The 26,792-nt window shown below is 44.5% G+C and carries 19 protein-coding genes; 11 read left to right on the top strand and 8 right to left on the bottom strand.

The window, feature by feature from the left end; translation table 11 throughout:
• Nucleotides 1-256 precede the first annotated feature (256 nt).
• The 5 genes from J3U75_RS01220 to hisC all read left to right on the top strand — a co-directional run bounded on the left by J3U75_RS01220 (nucleotide 257) and on the right by hisC (nucleotide 6,213).
• Nucleotides 257-1,204, top strand: a complete 948-nt coding sequence (locus J3U75_RS01220; protein ID WP_267390135.1) for a class I SAM-dependent methyltransferase — start codon at nucleotides 257-259, stop codon at nucleotides 1,202-1,204.
• Between the two features lie 29 nt (nucleotides 1,205-1,233).
• Nucleotides 1,234-1,848, top strand: a complete 615-nt coding sequence (locus J3U75_RS01225) for a ricin-type beta-trefoil lectin domain protein (protein WP_267390136.1) — start codon at nucleotides 1,234-1,236, stop codon at nucleotides 1,846-1,848.
• Nucleotides 1,849-2,316: 468 nt separating this feature from the next.
• The gene (locus tag J3U75_RS01230; RefSeq protein ID WP_267390137.1) at nucleotides 2,317-3,501 is read left to right on the top strand and encodes a 5-(carboxyamino)imidazole ribonucleotide synthase; all 1,185 of its coding nucleotides are present in this window, start codon (nucleotides 2,317-2,319) and stop codon (nucleotides 3,499-3,501) included.
• A 24-nt stretch (nucleotides 3,502-3,525) separates the two neighbouring features.
• Nucleotides 3,526-5,070: a SulP family inorganic anion transporter gene (locus J3U75_RS01235; protein ID WP_267390139.1), complete on the top strand. Its 1,545-nt coding sequence runs from the start codon at nucleotides 3,526-3,528 to the stop codon at nucleotides 5,068-5,070.
• Between the two features lie 81 nt (nucleotides 5,071-5,151).
• Nucleotides 5,152-6,213, top strand: a complete 1,062-nt coding sequence (gene hisC / locus J3U75_RS01240; protein WP_267390140.1) for a histidinol-phosphate transaminase — start codon at nucleotides 5,152-5,154, stop codon at nucleotides 6,211-6,213.
• 62 nt (nucleotides 6,214-6,275) lie between these two features.
• On the opposite strand, the gene J3U75_RS01245 is transcribed toward hisC, so the two are convergent.
• Both J3U75_RS01245 and J3U75_RS01250 read right to left on the bottom strand, forming a co-directional pair.
• Complete coding sequence (locus J3U75_RS01245; protein ID WP_267390141.1) at nucleotides 6,276-7,250, bottom strand: FAD:protein FMN transferase; 975 nt, start codon at nucleotides 7,248-7,250, stop codon at nucleotides 6,276-6,278.
• A 25-nt stretch (nucleotides 7,251-7,275) separates the two neighbouring features.
• Nucleotides 7,276-10,053 (bottom strand): flavocytochrome c, encoded by a 2,778-nt coding sequence (locus tag J3U75_RS01250; protein ID WP_267390143.1) that lies wholly within the window; start codon nucleotides 10,051-10,053, stop codon nucleotides 7,276-7,278.
• Nucleotides 10,054-10,588: 535 nt separating this feature from the next.
• On the opposite strand from J3U75_RS01250, the gene J3U75_RS01255 reads away from it, so the two are divergent.
• The 5 genes from J3U75_RS01255 to sbmA all read left to right on the top strand — a co-directional run bounded on the left by J3U75_RS01255 (nucleotide 10,589) and on the right by sbmA (nucleotide 16,920).
• Nucleotides 10,589-11,839 (top strand): lipoprotein-releasing ABC transporter permease subunit, encoded by a 1,251-nt coding sequence (locus J3U75_RS01255; RefSeq protein ID WP_267390145.1) that lies wholly within the window; start codon nucleotides 10,589-10,591, stop codon nucleotides 11,837-11,839.
• The gene (lolD, locus tag J3U75_RS01260; protein ID WP_100140016.1) at nucleotides 11,832-12,527 is read left to right on the top strand and encodes a lipoprotein-releasing ABC transporter ATP-binding protein LolD; all 696 of its coding nucleotides are present in this window, start codon (nucleotides 11,832-11,834) and stop codon (nucleotides 12,525-12,527) included. Before J3U75_RS01255 ends, lolD begins: the two co-directional genes overlap by 8 nt.
• Nucleotides 12,528-12,562: 35 nt before the next feature.
• On the top strand, nucleotides 12,563-14,347 hold the full coding sequence (gene recD, locus J3U75_RS01265; protein ID WP_267390146.1) for an exodeoxyribonuclease V subunit alpha: 1,785 nt from the start codon (nucleotides 12,563-12,565) through the stop codon (nucleotides 14,345-14,347).
• A 138-nt stretch (nucleotides 14,348-14,485) separates the two neighbouring features.
• Nucleotides 14,486-15,205, top strand: a complete 720-nt coding sequence (locus J3U75_RS01270; protein WP_267390147.1) for a 5'-methylthioadenosine/adenosylhomocysteine nucleosidase — start codon at nucleotides 14,486-14,488, stop codon at nucleotides 15,203-15,205.
• Between the two features lie 512 nt (nucleotides 15,206-15,717).
• Nucleotides 15,718-16,920 (top strand): peptide antibiotic transporter SbmA, encoded by a 1,203-nt coding sequence (gene sbmA, locus J3U75_RS01275; RefSeq protein ID WP_323811343.1) that lies wholly within the window; start codon nucleotides 15,718-15,720, stop codon nucleotides 16,918-16,920.
• Between the two features lie 253 nt (nucleotides 16,921-17,173).
• Here the strand turns inward: sbmA and J3U75_RS01280 are convergent, their stop codons facing one another.
• Nucleotides 17,174-18,940 (bottom strand): cation:proton antiporter, encoded by a 1,767-nt coding sequence (locus J3U75_RS01280; protein WP_267390148.1) that lies wholly within the window; start codon nucleotides 18,938-18,940, stop codon nucleotides 17,174-17,176.
• A gap of 372 nt (nucleotides 18,941-19,312) precedes the next feature.
• On the opposite strand from J3U75_RS01280, the gene fumC reads away from it, so the two are divergent.
• Entirely contained in the window at nucleotides 19,313-20,701 is a 1,389-nt protein-coding gene (fumC, locus tag J3U75_RS01285; RefSeq protein WP_100140021.1) for a class II fumarate hydratase, read from the top strand.
• Nucleotides 20,702-20,801: 100 nt separating this feature from the next.
• On the opposite strand, the gene J3U75_RS01290 is transcribed toward fumC, so the two are convergent.
• The 5 genes from J3U75_RS01290 to J3U75_RS01310 form a co-directional block, all read right to left on the bottom strand.
• On the bottom strand, nucleotides 20,802-21,245 hold the full coding sequence (locus J3U75_RS01290; RefSeq protein WP_267390149.1) for an META domain-containing protein: 444 nt from the start codon (nucleotides 21,243-21,245) through the stop codon (nucleotides 20,802-20,804).
• 90 nt (nucleotides 21,246-21,335) lie between these two features.
• Complete coding sequence (locus tag J3U75_RS01295; RefSeq protein ID WP_267390150.1) at nucleotides 21,336-22,172, bottom strand: RnfABCDGE type electron transport complex subunit B; 837 nt, start codon at nucleotides 22,170-22,172, stop codon at nucleotides 21,336-21,338.
• A 129-nt stretch (nucleotides 22,173-22,301) separates the two neighbouring features.
• Complete coding sequence (locus tag J3U75_RS01300) at nucleotides 22,302-23,708, bottom strand: efflux transporter outer membrane subunit (RefSeq protein WP_267390151.1); 1,407 nt, start codon at nucleotides 23,706-23,708, stop codon at nucleotides 22,302-22,304.
• Nucleotides 23,705-24,961 carry an HlyD family secretion protein gene (locus J3U75_RS01305; RefSeq protein WP_267390152.1) on the bottom strand — a complete coding sequence of 419 codons (1,257 nt, stop codon included), beginning with the start codon at nucleotides 24,959-24,961 and terminating at the stop codon, nucleotides 23,705-23,707. The genes J3U75_RS01300 and J3U75_RS01305 overlap by 4 nt, the downstream gene beginning before the upstream one ends.
• Nucleotides 24,962-24,985: 24 nt before the next feature.
• Nucleotides 24,986-26,665, bottom strand: coding sequence for an MFS transporter (locus tag J3U75_RS01310; protein ID WP_267390153.1), 1,680 nt, complete (start codon nucleotides 26,663-26,665; stop codon nucleotides 24,986-24,988).
• Nucleotides 26,666-26,792 lie beyond the last annotated feature (127 nt).

Consider the following 26,792-nt stretch of genomic DNA (forward strand, 5'->3'; position numbering starts at 1 on the left):
ACGACAACCAAGTAGCGAAAGCAGTACTGCGGCTAATGGTAGATGGCGTTACATCATAAAAGAGATTCTGGATACGCCGGAATTAACTCAGGTTGTAAACGATGGTTTCAAATTATTCGTTAAATTATAAGTTATTTCGGTTTTTTTAGCAACCTGATGACTGGATGGTTATTTCAAACGCGCTGGGGAGATGGTGGTTTTTTCCGTTACAATGTGGGTATTAGGTTGTTTGTGGCAGATATGTAAAGTTTTATTTATGAGTAATGATATAGGTGCTTTTGCTAACCGTCTTGGTAAGAATATTAAACATTTGCGTAAGTGGGCGCAGCGTGAGGGGCTGGAGGCATGGCGGATGTACGACCGTGATATTCCTCAATATCCGTTTGCGGTGGATATTTATAAGGATCAGGTTCATTTGCAGGAATATGATACTGGCTGGCTGATGCAGAAGACAGAGTATGAGGAATGGCTGGGCGGGGTGATTGAGGCGATAGTGTTCGTTACAGGGCTGCCTGCAGACAATATTCATGTTAAAAGACGGGCGCGCCAGAAAGGTAAAGAGCAGTATGAAAAAACCGGTGCTGAAGGCACAGATTTTGTTATTCATGAATACGGACGTGCTTTTTGGGTAAATCTGGATAAGTATTTAGATACGGGTTTATTTATAGATCATCGTAATACTCGCAGGTTAATCGGTAATCTAGCTGAAGGTAAACGTTTTTTGAATTTATTTGCTTATACGGGTAGTTTTACGGTTTATGCGGCCACCGGCGGAGCCATATTGAGTGAAACGGTCGATTTGTCAAATACTTATCTGCAATGGGCGAAACGTAATTTTGAGCTAAATGGATTGGATAGTTTAAAGCATCAGATTGTGCGTGCTGATGTGTTCCTGTATCTGCAGCAGGCAGCTGAACTAAGCAGGCAGTTTGATTTAATTGTAATGGATCCACCGAGTTTTTCTAATAGTAAGAAAATGCGAGATATTCTTGATATTCAACGGGATCAGGAAAAGTTGATTGATGGGGCGATGCATTTATTGGCGCCACAGGGGGTGTTGTTTTTCTCAAATAATCTGCGGAGTTTCACGTTGAATGCTGGTTTGCATCAACGCTACAGCATTCGGGATATTTCTGCAAATACTGTACCTGATGATTTTCGCAATACCCGCATTCACCAGTGTTGGGAGATCAGGCATCGATAATTTCTGGGTTATGATTACGGGAGGTGATAATGATTGGCAATATACAATTCAAGCAAATTTTGATTTTGATGAGTATGCTGTGTTGTCCAGCTTTGAACCAAGCAGCGGTCATATATCATTCCGGTCATGGTGAGCGCGATATCATTGTTGATTTGCCTATTTCACGAACCACTACGATTAATAAAACGGTACATATTGATGCCACTGCTGGCTCAACTGTGATTTATACTGATACGCCCGTATATCCTGCTGCTCTGCCTTATCCAGATTATCCTGAAATTTTACCTTATCCGCCTGTTTATCCTGTTTCTTCCAGTATCAGCTTGCGTCCGCTCAATAGTGTATGTTTGCGTACGAAAAGCATGGCTTCGGTATGGCAGCCTGTTTTGCTTGAAACTTGTACGGCTGGAGAAATCAGTGAGGCTATGTATTTCCATCAGGGAAAAGTATGGCTGAACAATCGTTGCCTTGCTGTTAAAAATCATGATGTTGGAGTCGTTTCTTGTACGCAAAGTAGAAGAAATAACTGGTTACTAACGGGACGCCAGCTTCGAGATAGGGATAGTAAATTATGTGTGGATGGGGCTAACGGCTCTTTGCAATTACAACCCTGTAGTGATGTTTCTAGTCAGAAATTTCATTAAAACTATGAATAAATTGGAAATTGATTAAATGTATTTGGGTTTGTGGTATCTAATTAGATGACTGTTGATTGCTCTGTTTTACTAATTTTGAATTTAAATTGATGGATTATAACTGGTCATTTGTGTTTGATTTTGTAATCAAGAATTGATTTATGTTAACATAATTGAAGGTAATATTATTTTTGGGTTTACTTAATTTTATTTTTCGATTGGTTAAGGTAATTTATTTAAAGAATTTTATTTTTTTATTTAAAAATTCTGAGATTTGGCTGATATGAAGGTTTTTTGCAACCTATCTGGCTGCTAAGTGCATTAATTACTATTATTATTTGCATAGTTTGTATATTGATTTGCTGACAGGTAAATTAGACACTGAGTAAGTTTAAGATCTCAATGCTGTTAGCTGTTTTGGCATAAGATTATTTTAAAATGATATTGTTTGTATTCTGAGGGTTGTTCTATACCGTTATGTCTTGTTTTTCTTCCTGTATTCTGCCACCTTCAATGCTGGGCATTATGGGCGGTGGCCAGTTAGGGGCAATGTTTACAGTTGCTGCTAAAACAATGGGTTATCAGGTGATGGTATGGGATCCTGATCCTGAAGCTCCTGCTGCTCAATTTGCTGATGTGCATTTGTGCGCTGCTTTTGATGATTCTAAAGCTTTACAGGCTATGGCTGAATGTGCGGCGGTAACGACGGAATTTGAAAATGTCAATGCTCAGTCTATGCGCTGGTTGGCACAATATACAGTTGTGTCTCCCTCTGGTGAATGTGTGGCTATTGCACAAGACAGGCAGCAGGAAAAGGAATGGATTGCTAAAGCTGGGCTGAAAACGGTACCTTATCGTGTTGTTTGTGCTGAATCTGATATTGATAGCCATGTTGAAGAATTATTACCAGGAATACTGAAGACGGCGACGCTGGGCTATGATGGTAAAGGTCAGATAGCGGTTAGTACAATTGCTGAATTGAAGTCTGCTTTTGCCAAATTAGGGCAGGTGCGCTGTGTGCTGGAAAAAAAAGTAGATTTGCGTGCGGAAATTTCGGTGGTAGTGGCACGGCTTGATGAAGAGCACACGGTGTGTTTTCCAGTTGCAGAAAACCAGCATGAAAATGGTATTTTGGCATATTCGCTGGTACCGGCTAGACTACCTCTTTCAGTTTTACAGCAGGCTGAGCAGATGGCATGCCGGCTGGCTCAGGCCATGGAATATAGAGGGGTCATGGCAGTTGAGATGTTTGTTGTGGGCAGCAAGATGCAGCTGGTAGTGAATGAAGTGGCGCCGCGGCCGCATAATTCGGGCCATTTTAGTATGGATGCCTGTATTTCGGACCAGTTTCAGCAACAGGTGAGAATAATGTGTGGTTTAAAACCGGCTGCTGCTGATTTGTTACAGCCTTGCTGTATGGCCAATATTCTTGGTGATGTATGGCCGCTGCAAGCTGAACCGAACTGGTCTGTCGTGCTGAATCATGCAACGGCATTTTTACATCTGTATGGTAAAAAACAAGTCCGTCCGAGTCGCAAGATGGGACATTTTACTGTTCTTGCACAGGATTCTGAGCAGGCCTTGCAAATGGCTCGCGCTCTTCATCTGCGTTTGCAATCTGGTGCTCAAGAATTTTGCTCGACTGATGTTAATTTATCCTGATGATTTGGGCTAAAGGATAATACCTTGGAACTGAAAAGCTTTAAGTGGCGGCCTTTGGTATGGCTGTCACATGGCTGGAAGATGCTGGGCTATGTTTTGCCGATGGCTCTTGCCTGTGCCGGTATCACCGGCTTGCCCATTTCTATGGCTCTGGCCAGCTTGTTGTGTGCACTATTGTGCTGCCTTCTTTTTGGTGGCCGTAATAAAGTATTGCTGACGCCCGCACCGTTTTCAGCTTTGATGCTTACCGCATCGATAGCTTACTATGCCGGTGCGGTGTCGGATCGGCTTATGGTAGCGAGTATGCTGACTCTGTTTACTGGAGGCTGGTTAGTATTGCTGACTGTGATTCTGCCACGGCATTGTATGAACTGGATTGCCCGTCCGGTGTGGCACGGTATTGGAATGGGGATTTCCTTGACTCTGATGGTGATGCTGGCACCGATTATTCTTGGTGTGGCCGCCAATAATAGCTCATGGCTGGAGCAATGGGTGCTACTGCTAAACTGGCATAGCTGGAATTGGCCGAGCGTGGTGCTGGCTGCTCTTTCTCTTGCTTTACTGCTGTTTTGGCGAACGCAATCTCAGCCGAAAGCTTTGTGGGTGTTGCTGTTGGTATGGATGCTCAGCCATATTTGGCCGTTTACATTGCTGGGTGTGGCTACTCCGGTACAGCAAAACTGGCAAGTTTGGATGCAAGTGAGTCAAGTACATGCAGACTGGGCTTTGCTGGTATTTATGAGTGCTACGATTGCTTTATTGATTAATGTAGAAATTTGCCAATATTTACCAGATCGTTTCCGGTACAGCACTGGTTTGACTGGTTTGACTAATATTCTGTCTGCGCTGACTGGCGGTATGGTGGCCAGTGTGGGTTATGTAGATGATCAGGCTCTGCGATTAACCCGTTCGACGTTGTTGACAGCACTGGTGATATTGTTACTGATCTATTGCTGGTCATGGTGGCGTGCGGTTCCGCTGCCAGTGCTGGCCGTAATTGCGCTGTATGCAATCTGCGTGCAGATAAACTGGAGTGAGTTGCGCTTGTATTATCGCCAATGGGGTGATTTGTTATGGTTGTGTGTTTCTGCGCTGCTGATTGTGTTGTTTGGTATCTGTGCCGGTTTATGGCTGATTATTTCTTTAGGCTTGATTGTGATGTGCTGGCATACTATTCGTCTGCGAGCATGGCCGTTGTTGCTGCCTGAAGTGCAGATTGTGGTACAGGAAGCTGTTATTACGCTGCCACAGATTTTGCTGTTTGCTAATGCCAGTAGCTTACTCCATAGAAGTTTTGATTTGGTTCGGACATTGAAAGTACAAAAGGTTTATCTGGATGTGAGTGCAGGCTGTCATACTGATGTGACGGTATTTGTCCATCTGCAGGTGTTGGCACGTAACCTGCATCAGCAAGGTAAAACTTTATATATCTGTGGCCTGAGTGAAGCGGCATGTATGGTGCTAACGACTAAAAAATTGGATTATTTGCTGCCTGAGCAATTGAGTACGCGTGATGCTGAATCTTTATTGATCAGCCCAAGCTATGCTGGTGAGCCTGTAACAGTATGAATTCGGTTGTGATACGGGGCTGAGTTGCGATTGTGTGGGTTTGTAAGTAACCAAGTTTTATAATAAGGGAATAGAAATAGAATGAGTAAATTTTGGAGTGAGAATACTAAAAGGTTGCAGCCTTATGTACCCGGTGAGCAGCCTAAATTTTCTAATCTGGTTAAACTGAACACTAATGAGAATCCATTTGCACCATCACCTTTGGTGTTACAGGCAATGCATGACGCAGTAAATGGGGATTTGCGTTTATACCCTGATCCGAATGCAGATAATCTTAAGCAGACAGTGGCAGACTACTATGGTTTGCAAAAATCGCAAGTGTTTGTGGGAAATGGCTCTGATGAGGTGCTGGCACACGCTTTTGCAGCTTTTTTTCAAGGTAAACAGCAGTTGTTGATGCCCGATGTTAGCTATAGCTTTTATCCAGTGTATTGTCAGTTGTATGATGTGAAACCGCGTGTGATACCACTGGATGCGCAGTTTGCCATTAATTCGGCAGATTACGCTGGGGCAGTGGCGGGTGTGATTTTTCCAAACCCGAATGCACCTACCGGCTGTATCCTACCACTCGTAATGATTGAAAAGATATTGCAAGCTAATCCTGATTGTGTGGTGCTGGTGGATGAAGCTTATATTGATTTCGGTGGTGTCTCTGCGGTGAAGTTGATTACAGATTATCCTAATCTACTCGTAGTGCAGACATTATCTAAATCACGGTCGCTAGCTGGTATGCGGGTTGGTCTGGCATTGGGGCAGGCTGAATTGATTGAAGGGCTAGAGCGAGTAAAAAACAGTTTTAATTCCTATCCGCTGGATCGTGTGGCACAGGCAGCGGCTATTGCTGCCTTCAAGGATGATGGCTATTTCCGTTCTACTTGTAAAAAAGTCATCGATAACCGTATCTGGCTGACTGAACAATTACGGCAACTGGGTTTTGAAGTCTTACCTTCTTATGCCAATTTTGTATTTGCTTGTCACGTAGAAAAAGCTGCCGAGGAGATTGCTGTCTTTTTGCGCCAGCATGGTGTGGTGGTGCGCCATTTTCAACAGGCCAGGATTGATAATTTTTTGCGTATCAGTATTGGGACAGTTGAGCAACAGCAGCGTCTAATAGCGGTGCTGAAAGAATTATTGATGAAATAATGATAATTAAAAATATTGATTTATTATTTGGGTATTGGCTATTTCAGGCAGTTCGTAGGAATTCAATTTAGTTCATATGAGCAAATTTGGTAATCATCTGCTAGTGATTTAAATTCGAAGTGCTGATTGGATCTGATGATTATTTTTTTGTCTTTGGTCACAAATATGGCACCCATATATTGATGTTTATCTAATTCTTTTATTCCTCGTTCTACTCCCAAGCCATAAAGAATTGTGGAATAGATATCGCCAGTCAAGGAGTTGTCGGAAATGATAGTGACACTTTGCAGCTCATTGTCTAAAGGGTAGCCACTCTGAGGATCAATGATGTGGTGATACAGTTTTTCATTCAGGATGAAATAGCGTTCATAAATCCCAGATGTTACAACTGATTTATTTTGCAGATGTAGAATTCCCAGCAGGCTGTCTGCGGCGGCAAACGGGCGTTTTAGTCCGATATGCCATTGCTGATTGCTGGTGAGGGGCGAGCTTCCAATGGTTAATACATTACCGCCACAGTTGATTATGGCCTGATGGATGCCATAGCTGGCTAATACCAGTTTGGTTATATCTGCTATATAGCCTTTGGCAATGGCACCTAAATCTATTTCCATGCCGGTTCTGGTCAGAAAAACAGTATGATTTTTTTCGTCTAGTTTTATTAGCTCAGGATTAGCTAGGGTCAGCCGCTTAGCAATTTCTTCAGCAGGCGGGACGCTGTGGCCGTTAAAGCCGATTTTCCATAGTTTAACCAGTGGTCCAATGGCAAAGTTGAAACAGCTATGGGGAAGTAGGCTGGCCTGTTTGGCCTGACGGATTAAATCAAAAACTAGTTTGCTGACTGCTACCGGCTGTGAGCCGGCAGCATGATTGATGCTCATCACTTCTGAATGGTTTCTGTTGACCGTTAATCGTGTTTCTAAAGCCTGTATGGTTTGAAACACAGCTGATACTGCCGGCAGGTTTTCTACAAAAAGTTGTAGGGAAACTGTTGTTCCCATGAGCTGCTGGCTGTAGGTATGGCAGGTTTCTGACATGGTGATGAGCAAGGTAAATCAATAATTATAGGTCTTTTGCATAGGCAGCTGCCTGATCACCAGCCTGAATACCAAAAATAATGATATCGGCAATGGCGTTACCACCGATGCGGTTACCCCCGTGTACGCCACCAGCTACTTCGCCTGCTGCGTATGCGCCTTTAATAACTTGCGCATTGGTATCAAGTACTTCTGTATTGGTGTTGATAGTAACACCACCCATGGTATGGTGGATACCTGGTGCAATCGGAATTGCATAGAATGATGGCTGGTTTAAAGGATGGCGCATGCCGGTGGTGCGGCCGAAATCTTCGTCATGCTGCTGTTCGACAAAACGATTATAGCGTTCTACCGTATTGCTGAGGGTTTCCGGGTTGATATCCAGTTTTTCTGCCAGTCCAACTAAAGAATCTGCCTGTACAGCCAGTCCTTTGCCGATGTAGGTATCTGCTGCTTTATTTTCCTGACGTATTTGCTCATCGAATAATATATAAGCATAATGATCTGTAAGGGCGATGATACTGTTGGAAACTTTATCGCGTGTGTCTAGCTCGTTGACAAAGCGTTTGCCATGCCGTGATACCAGTATGGCACCACCGCCACGTATAGATTCTGAAATCAGATAGGCAGTTTTTTGTTCGACTGTGGGATGAATCTGTATTTCATTCATGTCAACTGTACCAGCGCCGATTTTCTGTAACAGGGCAATGCCTGAACCGGTAGCGCCTTTGTGGTTGGTGGTTACAAAATTTGCTAAGTCTGGTCGGTAATGTGTCACCATCTGCGCGTTGGCACCAAAACCACCTGTGGCTACGATGATTGCTTTGGTGCTGATGCGTTGTTCATTGCCATCTTCGTCATTCACTATTACTGCATTGATCCGTCCATCTTTTAGTTCGATATCGGTAACGGAGGTATCGAGCATCAGTTCGATACCGCGCTCATTGATGTTTTTCAATAAGCCGCTAATCAGAAATCCGCCTACGGCCGCACCATTATTTGGACGATGAGTGCGGTCTACGCTCATGCCGCCTGTGGTAGTTAGATTGTTTAAGCGGATTCCTTTTGCGTCCAGCCAATTGATAGCCGCCGGCGCATGTTCGACAAAGTAGTGTAATAGTTCAGGATTGTTTTTGTTTTTACCGCCTTTTAAGGTCTCGTTATAGAACCATTCTTTATGGTCGGTAATGCCTGCCTGTTGCTGGAACAGGGTTTCTGCGGCGTTCATGCCGGCTGAGGCTTTATTGGTATTGCCACCGGCAATTGGCATTTTTTCAATGATGACGACAGATGCACCTTTGTCGTGAGCTTCTATTGCTGCTGCCAGTCCGGCACCACCACTACCTACTACAACCACATCACAGGTTTTGTCGTCGCCATCGCCGCCTTCAACAATGCTGGCTACTTTGTAGGAGGTGGAAATGGCTTTTGTTACTGCTTTTTTAAAGGCATCGCACTGTGATGTGGCACCACTGATGGCATCGACATAAGGGCTGTTGGCGGCCAATATCCGCTCTTTGATTTCGTTGAAATTGCGAACGGATACGTGGTCTAGCTGTTCGGCATTTATAAGTGACATGTCTTTGATGAAATCTTCTCCCAGCTCTACATTGATAACGAATTTGTTTTCGTAGTCATCGCTGACTGTCTGCTGGTAGGTGCCGGCATGGAATTTTTTGGTATTGATTTCTCGTACCATGCTATGGATAAGCGGAAAGCGCCATAAGGGCTCGGGTATGCATAGCTCGGTACGCTGATCGCTATTCATGGACAGTTGTAAATCATCGTATTGCTGTATACGATCTGCCCAATCTGGATAGGCAACGCATGCTCGTCCTGCAGCTACTAAATCATAGCCGTGTGCCATGGCTGTCTCTGCATCAGCCTTGTTTACTACATTACCTACGCCGATTACGGGTACTTTAGCCAGCGCTGCTGAACGCTGTTGAATGTATTTATCTATTAACGGTGTTTCGTCGTCAGTATCAATGATGGATGGACGTAAAGTCGCAGCCATGGAGAAATGGACATAGTCAAGACCGGTTTGTGCTAGTTTATCTAGTAAAAACAAGGAATCTTCAAAGGTAATCCCAGGTACTTCTAGCTCTTCTGGTGAGAAGCGGTAACCAATGATAAATTCTTTATTTGCATGTTCTTCTGCCATTTGCCGGCTGATTTCTAGTACCGCTAGCGGGAAACGGGTGCGGTTTTCACGGCTACCACCCCATTTGTCTTGTCGCTGGTTGGCATGAGGTGAGAAAAACTGTTGAATCAGATAAGTATTGGCGCCATGAATTTCAATGCCATCGAAGCCGGCGGCTATGGCTCGTCTGGCGGCATCGCCAAATTTTATAATCATGTCTTCCACTTCACCCGCGCTCATTGCTACCGGTACTGTGGCATTTGGTCGAGGAATAGCGATGGCACTGGGTGCTTTTGGTGTTTGGCCGCCGATAAGCTGAGGTTCCACCATGCGTCCGCCATGATAGATTTGTATAATTGCTTTAGAACCTTGTTCTTTGATAGCTGCAGCAAGCAGGCTCAGACCTTCGATGCAGTCGTCGTTATGTATGCCGATGGCGCCAGGAAAAGCCGGTCCCATGGTATCGACGAACCCGCATTCCACTATAACAGTTCCGATGCTGCCAGCTCGCTGGCGGTAATATTCAATTAGGTTGTCGGTAACCGTGCCATCATAGAATCCGCAGCATGTTGTCATTGGTGCCATGACCAGCCGGTTTTTCAGAATGGCCCCGTTGGGTAGGGTAAGCGGATTATATAGTGGAGAAGATGGGGTATTCATACGCATTATCAGTTAATCAGAATCAGTCTAAAATTAGAAATAGGCGCATGGTAGCGTAAACCTTTGTACTCTTCTATTGAGCAAAAGTAGTATATATAACAATGGCATATATTAAAGCTATTGTATTGATGATAATCAAAATTATGCGGTTAATTCTGGTAAAACTAAGCTGATTTTTGCTATGTAGATGCTCTTTCAACAGTGCTGTATTTGTGTATTTGGAAGTATGTTTTGAAGGTTAGAATGAACTTGGGTTGATAATAGCAGTTTGCTTTTAGGATGACATATTTATGCGTTTGTGCTTTTAGATTTTTATGGTTCAGAAATTAAGTTCGACCTATAAAATATTTAAAAGGTTAAATATAATCAGGTATTTGAATAGTCTAGTTTACTTGAGATGAGAGATGCTTAACTGTTGCTGGTGTAAAACGATTGTCTGATTAACGAATATTAACATTATTATTATAAGTGTTGAGCATGACGCTGCTCGTTACGCTCGGGTACAATCAGTTTTTTCTATTGAAATTTTTTACTCATGGCATCTCTGGAAACATGGATTGGTTTACGTTATTTACGGGCCAGGAAACGTAACGGGTTTATGTCATTCATTACCGCAGTGTCAATTGCTGGTATCGCACTCGGAGTTACTACTTTGATTGTGGTGCTGTCGGTGATGAATGGTTTTCAAAAAGAAATTCGTAATCAGTTACTCAGTGTCGCTCCGCATGCTGAAATGGGCTTTTATGAAAACAGTCTGGATCAGCATTGGCAGGATTTGCAAAAGTTAGTACAAGGGAATCCACAGGTGGTGGGCACGGCACCCTATGTAGCAGACCAAGCTTTGTTAGCCAATGCCGGCGAAGTACGTGGAGTGCAGATTCGCGGCATTGATCCCGCACTGGAAGGCAAAGTTGTGGATTATGGAGCCGGCATGCCCAAAAATGGTTTTGCTTCACTGAAACCTGATGAATTCGGTATTTTGTTGGGCAAGGATTTGGCAGAGGCGCTGGGTGCTAATATTGGAGACAAAATCACTGTTATCACGCCTGATGGAAATGTCACGCCAGCTGGCATGGTGCCGCGTCTGAAACAGTTTACTCTGGTAGGGGTAGTAAAAACCAAGATTTATGAAGTGGATAATACGCTGGCTTTAACCCATATTAGTGATGCTCAAAAGCTTTACCGGCTAGGAAATAATGTAAGTGGTCTAAGGTTGAAACTGGCTGACCCACAAAATGCACCAGATGTGATTCGCAAAATTGTGCCACCTAAATTACAGAATGAAATTTGGATTCGTGACTGGACTTTTCAAAACCGCAGTTATTTTGATGCAGTACAGATGGAAAAACGCATGATGTTTATCATTTTGCTGCTAATAATTGCGGTGGCTGCATTTAATCTGGTGTCTTCATTAGTGATGGCGGTAACTGAAAAGCAGGCAGATATTGCTATATTACGCACTCTTGGGCTTTCCCCAGCCGGTGTAATGCGTATTTTCATGATTCAGGGTGCGGTAGCCGGTTTTCTGGGTACTTTTTTCGGAACCTTGTTTGGTGTCACTCTTGGTTTGAATATTGGCCGCATTGTTGCCTTTTTTGAGCACCTAACTGGTAAACATTTGATTCCATCGCAAATTTATTTTGTTAGCTACCTGCCGTCGGATGTGGAGTTTACTGATGTTTGTACTATTGCGGTGATTTCTTTGCTACTGGCTTTTGTGGCTACGCTGTATCCGAGCTGGCGTGCTGCCAAAACTCAACCGGCGGAGGCATTACGTTATGAATAAGCCGGAATATGTGATTGAATGTGAACATGTCAGTAAAACTTATGATGATGGCCATTTACAGGTATCGGTACTTGATGATTTGAATTTCAAAATCGGGAGTGGCCGAAGTATCAGTGTGGTTGGCGCTTCCGGCAGTGGTAAATCCACTTTACTACATCTTTTGGGTGGCCTGGATACACCCAGCTCAGGCAGCATTCGCCTAATGGGGCGTGATATTACTGAGCTGAGTCAGAAAGCCATTGGTCAGCTGCGAAATCAGTATTTGGGTTTTGTATATCAGTTTCATCATTTGCTGCCAGAGTTTACAGCGCTGGAAAACGTGATGATGCCTTTGTTGATTGGTCACATGCCCAAAGCACAGGCGGAAGAACAAGCAAGAGCAATGCTGGATAAAGTGGGTTTGAAACAGCGTTTGGCGCATCGTCCTGGAGAATTATCTGGCGGTGAGCGGCAGCGTGCTGCCATTGCTCGCGCTTTGGTTACTCATCCAGCCTGTATTCTGGCGGATGAACCTACAGGAAATTTGGATCGTAAAAATGCCAGTAATGTGCTCGATATGATGCTCGATTTGCAACATGAGCTAGGCACCAGTCTGGTAGTGGTGACCCATGATGATGAGCTTGCTGTACGTTTTGATGAGGTATTAACGGTATCAGATGGGAAATTAATACCTTTTGCAGCAAACTGAACCGTAGGGTTAATGGCTAATGATGGTTGCAGTGTATGGCAAATGAAATAACAGTGGAGGCAGGCTCTGAACAACCCGACCATCCGGCTCTGGCGGCAATGGCTCAGGTGCTGGGTACAGTTGTTCCGGCTGAATGGGCTGTGATGCAACCTTGGGCTAATGCACTGTTATGGGCGTTCAATCGGGGGGACAGTTATATTGTTGTTCCGCGCGAATACCGGACATCTGTCCGCAATTGTCGGATGCTGGTAGGGGCAGCCGGTGCGTATACGCCATTTGTTTTGCTGGATAATCATTTGTTTTCAGGCCGTATCTGGCAACTCGAGCAGGATATTGCTGAGAATCTGTGGAAACGCACAACAGTAAAATCTGTACCTTTAGATATGGAGGCTGTGGCTGTTGATCTGACTGAGTGGTTTCCGGATGCAGACAGTGCACAGCAGAGGTTTGCAGCGGCGCTGGCTCTATTACAGCATTTTGTGGTTATAAATGGCGGGCCGGGTACCGGAAAAACGACTACTGTTGCTAAAATTTTGGGATTGGTGCTCAAGCACGCATGGAAATTATCACGTCCGCCGCATATTGCTTTGGTGGCGCCTACCGGTAAAGCGGCAGCACATATGGCCAATGCCTTGCAGCGAGCTTTAAGTAAACTACCTTTGGATCAAGACAGTAGACGTTTGCTGGGACGGCTTGGCGGTCAAACTGTACACCGGTTGCTTCAGCTACAACCGCCTCTTTTAACAGGCCCTTATGATGCTGAGCATCCTTTACCGGTGGATATTCTGGTGGTGGATGAGTCCTCAATGCTGGATTTATCTTTGTTTCGGGCATTGCTGCGTGCTCTGAAAGAGGATGTGCGTCTGATATTGCTTGGTGATGCTAATCAGCTTCCAGCTGTTGGTGCTGGTAATGTATTAGCAGAGTTGTCGCGGCCGACAGTATTGTCTCCTGCTCTAAAACAAAAGCTTACCACGCTGCTGCCAAATCAGATTCTGCCCGAAACCAGTAGTCAGGCTGGAATGGCAAGTCATGTGGCTACATTGAGTCACAGCTACCGTTTTGATGCTACGCAAGGTATCGGTGCTTTGGCGACTGCCTGTATTAAAGGTGATGATGAAAGTGCTATGAATGCCGTCCGCCGCTTTCCAGCACAGTTGCAGGTGCGTTCGGCTGATTGGCAGCGGATGTGTCATGATTTGTATGCTCTGCATCAGCCATGGTGGCAGGCCGTGGCCGATCATGATGTTGATGCAGTTTTTAGCCATCTAAATGATATTATGGTGTTGACAGCTTGGCGAGCTGATGCTGAAGCATTTAATCGGCATTACCGGCAGTTTTTGCGTAGTCGGCTACATCTGAATACCGATAGCTGGTTTGCTGGTTTACCTATCATGATTACCCAAAATGATTATGCGGTGGGTTTGTATAATGGCGATATAGGTATCATTCTTCCTGATGAAAATCATTCTGGTCACCTGTGTGCCTATTTTAATGATGGTAATTCTTTTCGTTCGATGGTTCTCAGCCGTCTGCCTCCTCACGAAGATGCCTTTGCGATCACGGTACATAAAAGTCAAGGTTCGGAATATGATAGTGTGTGGTTTGTGGCTCCTCAGACTAACGCTGCAGCGGATGACCCACTGTTTAATCGAGCGCTTTTTTATACTGCTTTGACTCGTGCACGGGAGCAGTTTATTTTCTGTGGTACAGCCAGACAAATGGTTCAGGGAATTAAAAATAGCCAGCAACGACGCAGTGGGCTGGGTGCTGCTCTGGCTGGAAAAGTATTACAGCAGTCGCAATTGTCTTTATTTTAATTCTGCTACTAAATGTGAAATCAAATTATCTGGTTTGGTTTAGGTAACATTGACATTATTAGTATTCATGCCTATCTGGCTGCATAAAGTAAATTCTGCTATCCTGTTTTTATCAAAAAATATGACAAAGATTGAATGATGCCAACACCTTTAATTGCCGTTATTGCTGCCATGCAGCCTGAGCTGGATTATTTACTAACTCAACTGGAAAAACGTCAGGATGATGTGGCTGGAGCAGTGCATTTTTATCTAGGTGAAATTAAGGGTGTGCGGGTAGTGCTGGCACTAAGCGGAATAGGTAAAGTCAATGCGGCACTGACAACGGCAATCATTATTGAACGATATGCACCTGATTATGTGATTAATACGGGAAGTGCAGGCGGTCTTAAAGCTGGTATGCAGATTGGTGATGTGGTGGTAGGACAAGAAGTAGCTCATCATGATGTCGATGTTACTGCTTTTGGCTATGAATCTGGTCAGGTACCACAGCTGCCACCTAGATTTAAAGCTAGTGAGCTTTTGGTTGAAGCAGCTACTTGTGCGGCGCAAGTATTCACTGGTGCACATATCCATACAGGCTTGATAGTCAGCGGAGATCAGTTTATTGGTACTGCCGAGCAGAACAGTGCCATCAAAGATAAATTTGCTGATGTGCTGGCGGTGGAAATGGAAGCCGCTGCCATTGTTCAGACCTGCTATCAGTTGCATATCCCGTTTGTCATCATCCGAGCCATTTCCGATAATGGTGACGCTAATGCTGCCATCAGTTTTGATGAATTTTTACAGCAAGCAGGCCAAAATTCTGCACGCATGGTAATTGATTTAATTACTTTAGGTCTGCAAAATAGCCCTGAATGATATGTAAAACTAAGCGCTACAGGAAAGCGATGCCGGCTGTACGTTAGTTGCCTGCATCGTTTAAGTATTTTGATGCTTAAAAATATAATGATAATGGGTTTGTTTCTTTGCTTTTTATAGTGAAATAAGCTAATAAATATTTAATATAGAGGATAATTTTTTTGTGGAAAAAAAGGCATATTTGAAATTTTCTAGCCATTGCTCATTTTCTGCTATCTTTTTTTCTGCTGGTGGACTTTTGGGTACCGTAATTATTACGAACAAATCCAAATCCATTTTAAAATGGATGCTCTTAGCCAATTTGCTGTGCTTGAGACTATCAGACACAACAAACAGATGTTTAAAATAAATCCGTTACTGGATTAACTATATTGATTGACTTTGTGGGTCACTCGCTTTTTAATAGCTTCTTTACAATCTCCGCTGATGCATGCATATGGCTGGTGACGCACGAGCTGACATTGTTGAAACCATCTTTTTTTAACCGGTAGTTTTTTTGTCAGGATGAAATTGTGTTCCAGTCGTTTTTTCCTAAGCCTCGTTGGTTTTTTTTGTCTGCCATTTTGTGGATTGGTTTAAATATTGCTCTCTGGTATACGGGAGGTAAGTCTGCTGGTGAATGGTTCGGCTTTCCGCAAGGCTATGCTGATAAGCCTCTGGCTATTGGCCTTTCTCGTTTTTGGTCGCCCGCTTTTGTATGGTTTTATATCTGGTTTGTGCTGGCTACGTTGGTATTCGCGGTTTTCTGGTCGGTGGTGGCACGCCATCCATGGCAGCGTTGGTCTATATGGGGTTCGGCATTAATTCTGTTTAACATCTGGTTTAATGTGCAGGTAAGTGTGGCGATAAATGCCTGGTATGGACCGTTCTGGGACATGATACAGAAGATGCTTAGCAGTGGTGGAGGGCCAATCAGTAATATTTATCAGAATATGCTGACATTTTTGCTGATTGCGATGGTTTCGGTGACTATGATTATGCTGAATGCTTTTTTTGTCAGCCATTATGTGTTTCGTTGGCGCACTGCGATGAACCAGTATTATATAGACCACTGGCCAAAATTACATACAGTAGAAGGAGCCTCTCAGCGGGTGCAGGAAGATACAATGCGCTTTGCCACTATTGTGGAAGAATTGTGTGTCAGTCTGGTACGGGCTGTGATGGTGCTGATTGCTTTTTTACCGATTCTGTTTGAATTGTCTAGCCATGTACCTGTGCTTGCATTGATTGGTGAAATTAAATACTCGCTGGTTTGGGCGGCGATAGGCTGGTCTTTATTTGGTACGGTGCTGCTGATGGTGGTGGGGATTAAGCTACCGGGATTGCAATTCAATAATCAGAAAGTAGAAGCGGCTTACCGGAAAGAGTTGGTATATGGAGAGGATGATATTGCACGCGCCCAGCCAGCTACATTAAAAGAACTCTTTGAGCGGGTAAGGGTGAATTACTACCGATTGTATTTTCATTACGCCTATTTTAATTTGGTGAGTACATGGTACATGCAGTTGGATAATTTATTCGGTTTATTCATATTATCCCCTTCGATTGCAGCAGGCACGATGACTTTGGGACTAATTAATCAGATTCTGAACGTGTTTGGCAATGTGCGTGATTCGTTCCAATATCTGATTAGTTCGTGGAAAACCATTATTGAGCTATTGTCGATTCATAAACGTTTGAAAGCTTTTGAATCGATATTAAATACTAAAAATTAATATTTATATTCTTACGTTATTTTGGCTATATATGGTTTGCACATAAAACATAAAACATAAACCATCTAATATTAATTTTATATCAGGCAAAAGATTTATCTGGCAATGCTTACATGTTTGCTGGCATTGAGTGCGGCAGACGTGTCAGGATTAGCGCTTATTGTATTGGCCGGAAAATTAGTTAATTATAATCTGATTCAGGCAGCAAATTGTTGAATGAGCCAATAGTCGTTGAGACTTTCGGAACTGATGCTCAGTAATCCAATGCAATTAATCTTTTGCCAATGGCGGATGCAGGCTGAAACTCACTGCTGATGATATATAAAGTATTGTTTTTATCCTGTAAAAATAGAGGAATTGCTTGCGGATGGTCATGACAGTACTGCTGATAGTTGTAGGCAGCAGTAATGTTGGTAATTTTTATCCGAGCCTGCTTGTTTAGCATGTTTTCCAGACGCCCGAATGTCACCTCTTTTTCAAACAGTTGGCGGGAAACAAACTGATGTTGTTTCTGGGCGCGAGCGGTTAAATGCTGTTCTTCGGCAAAACGGATACGATAGATATTCTGCTCGCCGAATTCATGCCGAAATTGGAGTTCACATAAGGTATTCAGTTCTTTATCGCGGCTGACGGCGAACAAATGGCCAATGCCAATTAGGTCTAGTTGTGTCTGTGCATTTTCTGATACCGGATTACCGAAATAGGTGCGAAGACCCTGCATGCGGGCACGGGCAATCTGTATGTAGTGATAATCGGCAACCAAAACATCGATATTCAGTTGTTTTAGGGTATTAGCCAGCATCAGGGCGACATCATTGCTGCCAACAATCAGTACGCCGTTATTGGCTGGTTCGCGTACTTTCAAGATGATGGCAATTGTTTTTGCGCCCAGCCCCTGAATCAACACGGTACCAATAATTATTAGAAATACCAATGGTGCCAGTAATTCTGTACCGGCTAAATGCTGGTGTTCTAAACGCATTGCAAACAATGAGGCAATCGAGGCTGCGACAATACCACGCGGTCCGATCCAGCTTATCATTAGTTTTTCCTGCACGGTTAAACCGGAGTGGATAGAAGAAAACCACACGGCCAACGGACGCGCAACGAACATGGCAATCATCAGTAGCAACAATCCGTGCCAGCCAAGACCAAGTAGCGCAGCTAGGTCCATACGTGCGGCAAGGATAATGAATAATGTCGGAATAAAGAGTAAGGTAAGGGATTCGTTAAACGCCAGAATACTTTGGCGTGGAAATTGGGGCCAGTTAGCTAGTGTAAGTCCTAAAATCGTTACCGTGAGCAAGCCGGATTGGCTTTCCAGATAGTTGGAAATAGAGAACAGAATAAGCACAAATGCGAAGGTAACGACGTTGCGCATGTATTCCGGCAGCCAATAGCGTTTGATGGCATTGGCGAGAATTACAGCACCCAGCCCGCCACAGATTACAGCTACCAGCACAATTTTGCTAAAAAGCAGCAGTGAATTTTCGTGGCCGTTGGAAACTATGTACTCATAGACGAGTACAACGGCAATGGCGCCGATGGGGTCGATGATAATGCCTTCCCAGCGCAGAATATTGGCAATCTTTGTACGTGGCCTAACGCTACGCAGCATGGGCGCAATAACGGTGGGGCCGGTGACACAGACGAGGGCACCAAACAGTATAGCCACCCGTATGTCCAGTTTAAACAGCCAATAGGTAGCTAGTGACAATACTGCAATGGTAATGAGGGTGCCAAAGGTCACCAGATTTTGAACTACACGGCCATGCTGGCTGATTTCGTGAAATTGCAGCGTAAGGGCGCCTTCAAACAAGATAATGGCTACACCTAAAGAAATACACGGAAAAAGGAGGTCGCCCATGACTTTATCAGGCTGAAACCATCCCAGCACTGGCCCAATGATTATGCCAGTGAACAACAGAAACAGTACGGATGGCTGTTTCAGATACCACGCCAGCCATTGTGCACCTATGCCCAGTGCCAGTAATGCTGAAAACTGAAAGGCTATATCCATTATTTTATATGTGTTGTTTGGTAGTTTCTATTCTGCCACAAACTGTTCCCTCTATTATTTTTTTTCATTATCAATAGCTATTAGAGTGGCATGCAGTTAGGATCTTAGCTTAGGAATTTGTATCTAAGTTCATTTTAGTGTTGATAGGTAAATGATGTTGGAAATTTATAATCAAATCTTATGTTTATATTAATATCTATTTACAAATGTGATAAATTGGTGGCTAAGATAGCTGAATCGCTGCACAATTAAGCTTCTTTAGAATGGGGATTAAATATATTCCAGAGGGTCTGCGAGTGTAGTTAATGCCTGACCGCTGCACAAATATTTGTTTTATTTTAAATAAAATGTGTGCGCAATCATGGAGACGTTATGAATACACGTATTGAACATGACAGCATGGGTGAGATCGCTGTATCTGAAAATGTTTATTGGGGAGCGCAAACTCAGCGTAGCCTGCAAAATTTTGATATCGGTGGTGAAACTTTGCCGCCAGCCATGATTCAGGCCATGGCTTTGGTAAAAAAGGCAGCTGCATTGACCAATCAGCAGCTCGGACGCATCAGTGACGAATGTGCCGGACTGATTGTACAGGCGGCAGAACGTGTTTTGGCTGGCGAACTGGCAGACCAGTTTCCTCTGGTTGTGTGGCAGACTGGTTCTGGTACGCAGAGCAATATGAACATGAATGAGGTTCTGGCTAATGTGGCTAACGAAATTGCCGGACAGCCTCGTGGTAGCTACAAACCAGTGCATCCAAATGATCATGTGAATCATGCTCAATCTACCAATGATTCATTCCCGACAGCCATTCATGTGGCTACAGCTATCCAAATTAATCAGCATTTGTTGCCAACAGTAAAAGCATTGAGAAACACATTGGCGGCTAAAGCTGAAGCCTTCAAAGATATAGTTAAGATTGGCCGTACACATTTGCAAGATGCAACACCGCTGACATTAGGACAGGAATTCAGTGGCTATGTTAGCCAGTTGGATCATGGTCTGGAACGTTTGCAGCAGGCATTGCATTGGTTGTATGAGTTACCATTGGGCGGTACTGCTGTGGGTACTGGCTTGAACAGCCATCCGGAATATGCGGTAAAAGCGGCAGCAAAACTAGCGGAACTGACCGGTTTACCATTTGTAACTGCACCAAATAAATTTGAAGCACTTGCTGGCCGTGATGCTGTGGTGTTTGCTTCTGGTAGCCTGAAGACACTGGCAGTAAGTCTGAACAAGATTGCTAACGATATCCGCTGGCTGGCCAGTGGCCCGCGCTGTGGCATTGGTGAAATTACTATTCCAGCCAATGAGCCTGGCTCAAGTATTATGCCGGGTAAAGTGAATCCTACTCAGTGTGAGGCTATGACGATGGTCGCAGCACAAGTAATGGGTAACGACACGACGATTACAGTAGCCGGTGCGTCCGGTAACTTTGAACTGAATGTGTTTATGCCTGTGCTGGTGTTTAATATTCTGCAATCAGTTCGCTTATTGGCAGATGCATGTAATAGTTTTAATCTGCGTTGTGCGGAAGGTATTGAGCCGGTACGTGAGAAAATTGATGCTAATTTGCATCATTCTCTAATGCTGGTTACAGCTCTGAACCGCCATATCGGCTATGAAAAAGCTGCTAAAATCGCCAAAACTGCCTATGCGCAAAATACCAGCCTGAAACAGGCTGCTATTGAGCTGGGTTTCCTCACTGCCGAAGAGTTTGATGAGTGGGTGATTCCTGAAGATATGATTGCTCCGCATTAATTCAGAGTAATTAAATAGCCACATTGTCTCGGAGATAATGTGGCTATTTTATTTTGTAAGTGCTTGTAGATTATTTATTACTACTAATGTAATGAAAAGCTTAATGTTGTTCGTTGTCGGCGTCTTTTAATAAACGAGCTTCGACACGTACATAGTGCTGTTTATCTAACAGTTGCAGCCGCACTCCGGTGGTATCGTTGATGATACGCCATGAATTAACGAAACCGAGGGTACCGGTACCGGTGCGTTCATCTTCGATGTTGGCACACATTTTATCGATACCGAACGGTTGGCTTAGATGCAGAGTGTGGCGAAAATCTCGGTAATTACCTTGGATATGATTACAGCCAAAAAAAGCATAATATTGGTGTGTATTTGGGTCGAAACGGATTCGAGCGCTGGTATCAGGGGTAGGCTCACCATTTAAAGTACGAATTTGCCAGTTACCGGACAGATAACGGGTATTGGGTTTATCTGCAATGGCACAGGCACTCACCATTAACAAGGCAGTCACGGTAGCCAGAATCAGTTTCAGCTTTTTCATTTGTTTAATTTCGTTAATTTATACAGCTAAATAATTTTAATTTAGCCTATAATTTTAGCATTTTTATTTAATTTTGTCAGGTTAAGCGCATTATTGTTGGGATTCGTGCTGTTGTTTGTATAAACGCAGCCATTCCTGTGCCTCTGCTTTTTGCTTTTCATTTCCATACTGGAAATCACGCATGGCGCGGCGGTAGCTGGCCTGTTGCTGAGCTTTGGCAATCTGCTGTTGCTGAAATGAATCGTGATTATCCGGCACACGTCGTTGCTGCTGCTGAGTATGAGCTTTAGCCATGGCTTTGGCAATCAGAGCCGCTGGATTGATGTTGCTTGCTGAATTTAATTTAGTTGTTGTGGCTGAGGTTTTCTTCTGCCGTGCCTGTAGTTGCTGTTGTTTTTGTTTTTGTAGACGATGCAAGCGTTCGTTACGGTGTTGGAAACGGGTCTGAGCCTGTTTAGCAGCGGCAAAGCGCTCATTTTGAATGTCTTCAGTTAAAAGACGAGAGCGGGGTAACCATTGGTCTGCTACTGGCTGCATATGGATACAGTCTACCGGACAGGGGGGTAGACATAATTCACATCCACTGCATTCGCTGGTAATAACGGTATGCATTTGCTTGGTTGCACCAAAAATGGCATCTACTGGGCAGGCTTTGATACAGGCGGTACACCCAATACATTCGTCTTCATCAATGATGGCTATAGCCTTAGGCTGCTGAGCTTTATTGGCGTCAGCAGGAGGGATCACCGGTACATTGAGTAATTGCGCCAGATCACAGATAACGGCCATTCCTCCCGGTGTACACAGATTAATGGCTGCCTCGCCTCGGCTTAATGCCTGTGCATAAGGGGCACAGCCCTGATAGCCACATTGCCTGCACTGGGTTTGTGGTAATAGCCGGTCGATGTGTTCTGAAGCAATAAACATAATAAAACTGATTAAACGAATACTAATTAAAAATCAATTTTAACATACTGGTTGTTGTGCCAATTTGCAGCAGGGTGCTGACTGACCGTTAAAAAAAATTACGCTTGTTTCGAGAAATAAGTCTAAGTATCAATGATGGGTATCAGTGTTTCTAGCTGGTGTCCAGCCGCCACCCAATGCCTGATATAGTGAAACCTGTGCATTCAGGTAATCCGCTTTACTCTGAATTAGCTGACTTTCTACACTGAGTAAATTGCGCTGACTGTCCAGTACGTCTAAGTAAGGTGAATATCCGGCACGATAGCGGTTGCTAGCGTGATGTAGAGCACTTGCCAGTGCTTTCTGCTCCATTTCCAATGCCTGTTCCTGTTCTTGCAGACGGTAGCTAGCGGAGAGCTGGTCTTCCACTTCTTTTAGCGCTGTGAGCACGGTTTTTCGATAATTCCATGCAGCTTCGTTGCGTCTGGCTACATTCAAATCAAAGTTGGCCTTGATACTACCGCCTTCAAAGATGGGTGCCAGTATACTGCCGCCTATACTCCAGACGTTTACCGGTTCTTTAATCGGAGCAGTGGAAAAAATACGGCCAAAAGCAGCACTGATTTTCACTGACGGTAGAAACTGTGCTCGCGCTGAAGCCAGATTGGCATCGCTGGCAGCCAGTAATAATGAAGATTGAACTATATCTGGACGATTCTGCATCAGTTCAGACGGCAGCATGTCAGGAATGGCCGGTGCTTGCAGTTGGGATAATGGTAAACCACGCTCAATGGTGCGGCTGCTGGAACCAACCAGCATACTCAATGCATGTTCTTGCTGGCTGATACTCGATTGGACTACCGGAATCTGCTGCAATGTGGCGGCATACTCTGCTTGTGCCTGATTTAGCTCAAGTTTGGATGTATAACCAACATTGGCTTTGGACTGGGCAATTTTCAGTTCGCGCTGTCGTGCATCTAATGTTTTTTGTAGCAGATTGAGTTTTTCATCCAGAGCTCGTAGGGTAATATAGGATTTTACTGTGGTGCTGATTACACTCAGACGTGTGGCAGCTTCGGCCGTTTCAGTGGCTTGTCGGTTTAAACGTCCAGCCTGATAGGCATGGCGGTTTTTGCCGAATACATCCAGTTCATAGGCGGCCTGAAAACTGGGCTGTTCTACTCGTGTTAAAGTGGCCACTCCAAACGCATTCAGACTTTTCTGGCGGGTGGTGCCACCGCTGGCCTCCAGTGAAGGTAGCAACGAGGCACGCGAGGCGTGTTCCTGAGCTAGTGCTTCCTGAACACGGGTCTGAGCCAGAGCTAAATCAATATTGTTTGTTAGAGCTTCATTGATGAGCTGATCCAGCACAGGGTCATTCAGCTGTTTCCACCATTGAGCATCTGCGTTCTGACTAGTTGTTGTGGATTGTTCGTGCCAGTGAGCGGGGGCTTGTACTCGTGCTGTGGCCGGTACAGCCGGTATACGAGGAATACAACCGTTGAGGCCGATAGCCATAGTCGTAAGTATGGATAACTTAATCAATTGGGCGTTCATGCTTTCACCCTAGTGGTATCAATACTGACTACTACCGACATGCCGGGACGCAGGCGTTCAAATAGTTCATTATGGTTATCGATACGGATGCGTACGGCAATGCGTTGCGGTACTTTGACAAAGTTGCCAGTGGTGGTATCTGGTTTGATGGCGGAAAATTCACTGCCTGCAGCTGGTGAGATTTTTTCCACAGTGCCTCTGATTTTGGCGCCGTTTAATGCGTCTACGGTAAACCATGCTGGCTGGCCAACTCGAATATTGGCTGTCTGAGCTTCTTTGAAATTGGCCACTACCCATTTGCGTGCCGGTACCAGAAACATTAATTGTGTGCCTGCATTTACTAGTTGGCCATTTTTAACGCTGATTTCACTTAGGCGGCCATTTTCCGGCGCTCTCACTACCGTATTGGACAGGTCAATCTGTGCCAGACCTAGCTGGGCATGTGCATTATCCACATTGGCTTTCAGGCCGCCCTTATTGACATGGGTGCTTTTCAGGTCTTCCTGAGCAACGCGGTACTGTGCTTTGGCTTCTGCAACGCCGGTTTGTGCCTGTTTTAATGCGGCACGTGTCTGGTCACGCTCACGCAAAGACAGAGAACCGTCTGCCACCAGCACATTTACCCTTGCCATATCGGCCTGTGCTTTTTCCAGCTGAGCCTGTGCGTTAGCTATATCTGCTTCTCTTGCAACCAGATTGGCTTCTTTGATACGTCGGTTTTGTTCGTAATTAGCCAGGGAGCTATCTTGCAGACCAATTCCGGCTTCCGCAGCCGCTACTTTCTGTTTATAGATGCGATCATCTATCTGAATAAGTGGCTGTCCAGCTTTTACTTCATCAAAATCCTGTACATATACTTTGGTAACATAGCCGGTGACCTGTGGGCTAATGATAGTGGTCTGGCCTCGTACATAAGCATTATCGGTAGAAACCATGGAATTGCGAAATGGTGGCAATTTCCATGCGCGTAAAATCATTAGTACACCCAGCATCAGCACCAGCACCAGCATAGCGGTGACAAACCATTTGCGTTTAGGTGGCTGCCACTGATTGGCTGATGGCTGAGTGGGTGACGTGTTATTCTGGCCGGCGGCCGCAGCACCGTTATTTTGATTTGAACTGGTCTGTTTGTCACCTGTCTGTGCTGATGAAGAGGCGCTGCCTAAATTTTGGGTGGCAGATGCCGAGGTTTCAGGCTTGTTTGTTTCGGTATCCGGTTTTTGTCCAGATGTGTTTTGTGGTGTGTTTGTCATTATTATCCTAAATATTATTTCAGCTTATTGTTTGGGCGGTTCCTGCATCGCGCGCTGGCGTGCTGCTGCAAAGCCTCTGAGTTCTTTTCCGATAGGGTTGGTGCCATGCAGCTGATGCCACCAGCGTTGTGCGCCAACTACTAGAAAACAGATTAATGAACCAATGCCTACGGTAACGAATAAATCATTGTAAGCGGCTACTTGTGCCAGCATGGTATCTTGCTGAATCAATTTACTCACGCCATATGCGTGATTCCATGTGCTGTCGAAGCTGAATCGCTGGCTGGCTTGCGCATTTTGCTGGATGAGCTGATTAACCTGAGGGTCAGTTAAATATGAACCATCGGCGCTATTGATTAAATGCACACGGGTACGGATGGTGATAAAGGCGTTCAGCAGAGCTGAACCAATTAGACCACCGACAGTTTGTGAAAATCCAAATACAGCGGAGAAGCTCATAATGTAAACAGGATCTTTGGCGAGCGCGCGAATCATACCCTCCATCATCACAGGACCGAAAAAGAATAATGATGCAAAAGCAATCATGAATTCTGGTAGGTAAAAATTCACTGGTCGCGACCACTGATTTTGTCCAACTTCCATAAAGCTGGCAATGGCGATGATGGCGAATGAAATCACCAGTGGTAATTTAATATCGGTAGGTTTGAATGTTAGTACGCTAGTCATTAGTCCCAATGCTGCGCCACAAGATGTTACGGCATAGAAATGAATCATCTGATCGTTACTTAGACCTAATGCAGTCATTAGACCAGCTGCCCCCATGTTTTGCTCGGACAGGGCTACGCGGATAAGTGAGCCGAAAACCAATACCTGTAACATGCCGTTGGTATGCATCATCCATTTGATATCAAACATTGGCCGCTTGCGGTTGTATTCAATAATTACGGAAAGCATACAGCATACAATGCCGGCAACAAACAGCCAGCCAATCCAGTCTTTGTCCCACCAGACAATGCGTCCCTGCACTGCACCAGCGGAAATAAAGGCGATGCCTGCAGCCATTAGAGGAAAACTAATTAGGTCGATTTTTTCGAATGATTTTTCCAGATAGCCAGAAGGAATAGGAAGTAGCCATACGGCTCCGCATACCAGCAACGCCATGCCAAGCTGAAAGCTGAACACTAGCTGAAATTGTTCGTGCTGCAACAGTAAAGGGGAAAGAAATCTGGCCAGCGGCTGGCTTAGCTGGGTCAAGCCGAGGCCGAGTAGTATGCCTTTACCGCGATGTATAGCGGGCATGGCTTGCATCATGTAGTACATGGCCATGCTATTTAAACTGCCACCTACGAGTCCGCTCATACCGCGAGCAAATAATTCCATATGATAATCATGGAAAAAGAATTGCAGGCAGTTGGTAATGATTAGTCCCGTAACAATATAGCTAACATAACGTGGCAAGCCGAAATTCTGTCGAATTTTAAATAGTAAGACGCTAATAATGGCACTAAACATATAATAAGAGACTTGTATCCAGCCTCCTTGCTCGGGTGTCAGCCCCAAATAGCCTTGAATCTGAGGAATATTGGCCAGCATCATGCCATTAGTAAATCCGGCAGTTAAGCCTACGATCACGCCGATGATGGCATAGCAGACGCGGCGTTTCCACGGATGGTCCGGAAAGGAAGGGGAACCGGCCATCATTGGGCGTTCATGCGGTTTTAACTGATAGGTAGTATGAGACATGAGTTGATTATTGCAATTTACATTTATGCTGAGTCGGCCACAATTAAAAACGCCATCCAGTAATCCTGAGCAGCTCAGGTGGATGGGCGATGTTGGTTCAGCTTTTGCATATTCTAAAACAAATTAT

This window comes from Snodgrassella sp. B3088 (assembly GCF_026535815.1).
Taxonomy (GTDB): domain Bacteria; phylum Pseudomonadota; class Gammaproteobacteria; order Burkholderiales; family Neisseriaceae; genus Snodgrassella; species Snodgrassella alvi_E.

Bases quoted from the DNA above. Each gene is read 5' to 3' on its own strand.
- J3U75_RS01220 (WP_267390135.1), top strand. From the start codon at position 257: ATGAGTAATGATATAGGTGCTTTTGCTAACCGTCTTGGTAAGAATATT.
- J3U75_RS01225 (WP_267390136.1), top strand. From the start codon at position 1,234: ATGATTGGCAATATACAATTCAAGCAAATTTTGATTTTGATGAGTATG.
- J3U75_RS01230 (WP_267390137.1), top strand. From the start codon at position 2,317: ATGTCTTGTTTTTCTTCCTGTATTCTGCCACCTTCAATGCTGGGCATT.
- hisC (WP_267390140.1), top strand. From the start codon at position 5,152: ATGAGTAAATTTTGGAGTGAGAATACTAAAAGGTTGCAGCCTTATGTA.
- J3U75_RS01245 (WP_267390141.1), bottom strand. From the start codon at position 7,250: ATGTCAGAAACCTGCCATACCTACAGCCAGCAGCTCATGGGAACAACA.
- J3U75_RS01250 (WP_267390143.1), bottom strand. From the start codon at position 10,053: ATGAATACCCCATCTTCTCCACTATATAATCCGCTTACCCTACCCAAC.
- J3U75_RS01255 (WP_267390145.1), top strand. From the start codon at position 10,589: ATGGCATCTCTGGAAACATGGATTGGTTTACGTTATTTACGGGCCAGG.
- lolD (WP_100140016.1), top strand. From the start codon at position 11,832: ATGAATAAGCCGGAATATGTGATTGAATGTGAACATGTCAGTAAAACT.
- recD (WP_267390146.1), top strand. From the start codon at position 12,563: ATGGCAAATGAAATAACAGTGGAGGCAGGCTCTGAACAACCCGACCAT.
- J3U75_RS01270 (WP_267390147.1), top strand. From the start codon at position 14,486: ATGCCAACACCTTTAATTGCCGTTATTGCTGCCATGCAGCCTGAGCTG.
- J3U75_RS01280 (WP_267390148.1), bottom strand. From the start codon at position 18,940: ATGGATATAGCCTTTCAGTTTTCAGCATTACTGGCACTGGGCATAGGT.
- fumC (WP_100140021.1), top strand. From the start codon at position 19,313: ATGAATACACGTATTGAACATGACAGCATGGGTGAGATCGCTGTATCT.
- J3U75_RS01290 (WP_267390149.1), bottom strand. From the start codon at position 21,245: ATGAAAAAGCTGAAACTGATTCTGGCTACCGTGACTGCCTTGTTAATG.
- J3U75_RS01295 (WP_267390150.1), bottom strand. From the start codon at position 22,172: ATGTTTATTGCTTCAGAACACATCGACCGGCTATTACCACAAACCCAG.
- J3U75_RS01300 (WP_267390151.1), bottom strand. From the start codon at position 23,708: ATGAACGCCCAATTGATTAAGTTATCCATACTTACGACTATGGCTATC.
- J3U75_RS01305 (WP_267390152.1), bottom strand. From the start codon at position 24,961: ATGACAAACACACCACAAAACACATCTGGACAAAAACCGGATACCGAA.
- J3U75_RS01310 (WP_267390153.1), bottom strand. From the start codon at position 26,665: ATGTCTCATACTACCTATCAGTTAAAACCGCATGAACGCCCAATGATG.